Genomic DNA, 1,278 nt, shown 5'->3' with positions numbered 1-1,278 from the left:
TCGATCGCCTGTGCCAGCGCATGCAGTCCAAGGCGACGCACGTTCGCATCGTCTACGAAGCAGGGCCATGCGGCTATGGTCTATACCGGCAACTGGTGCAGAAGGGATTCGACTGCATGGTATGTGCCCCATCGCTGATTCCGAGGAAACCAGGCGAGCGGGTCAAGACCGACCGCCGCGACGCACTCAAACTCGTGCGCTCGTTGCGCGCAGGTGATCTCTCGTCAGTCTACGTGCCGGGCCTCGAAGATGAGGCATTCCGGGATCTGGCCCGGGCATGGGCTGCCGCCAAAGCGGATCTCAAACACGCGCGTCAGCGGGTCAAGTCCTTTCTGCTCTCCCATGGTGTTCGTTACACCGGCAGCGCCAACTGGGGTCCGGCACATCGAAGGTGGATCAGCACCTTTGCGTTCCCCAACCACTGGCAACAACTGGCCTTTGACGAGTGCCGCCGTACCATCGAAGACAGACTCGCACAATGCGACCGCCTCGAGGCGGCACTACGCGAGGCTGTCGTCAACTGGCGCTTCTATCCGGCGGTACTGGGCCTGCAGGCAATGCGGGGCATTCAGTTCACCACGGCCGTAGGCATGCTCGCCGAACTCGGCGACCTGTCGCGATTCGAGCATCCGCGTCAGCTGATGGCCTGGCTCGGGGTGACGCCCTCCGAACACTCTTCAGGAGACCGGCGCCGTCAAGGCAGCATTACAAAAAACGGGAACAGCTATGCAAGAAAGCTGCTCGTGGAGGCTGCGTGGAGTTACAGATACCCCGCTCGGGTGAGCCCGGACATTCAACGCCGCCATGAAGGAATCCCGAAACCGATCATTGACCGCGCATGGGATGCCCAACTGCGGCTATGCCGGCGATATCGCAAGCTCGCAGCGCGCGGCAAGAATGTAAACACCAGTGTGGTTGCCGTTGCGCGAGAACTCTCAGGGTTCATCTGGGACATCAGCAGACTGGCGATGTCCCTCGCCATACCGAAAGATGCCAGGCCGGTCTGACACTCCATCATCTTAACGAGGACACTGAGAGTTTCCTGAAGGCGGCGTAGCCCGGCACCCGAGTAACCCGCGAGCGGATTATGCAACACATCTAATGCGATTTGCGACTTGAGGCAGCGGCAGGCTCATAGGGCGGACCACAGTAATGCGGTAACCAACCCGCGGATATCAGTGTGACCCACCGTCGAGACGTACTGCTACGTCGCCCTCAGGAAATTCAGATGAACCAAAACCGAGAACCGATCACGATTGACACGGAAAGTCATATCAA

The 1,278-nt window shown here is 59.7% G+C and carries 1 protein-coding gene; it reads left to right on the top strand.

The window, feature by feature from the left end; genetic code table 11:
- The coding region (locus EVC45_RS44695) for an IS110 family transposase (RefSeq protein ID WP_129964373.1) at positions 1-1,007 on the top strand (1,007 nt) is incomplete at its 5' end.
- Between the last annotated feature and the right edge of the window lie 271 nt (positions 1,008-1,278).

Origin of the sequence: Paraburkholderia sp. UYCP14C (assembly GCF_004197395.1) — a bacterium.
In the GTDB taxonomy this organism is placed as follows: Bacteria; Pseudomonadota; Gammaproteobacteria; order Burkholderiales; family Burkholderiaceae; genus Paraburkholderia.
This window is presented reverse-complemented; position numbering and strand designations above follow the sequence as displayed.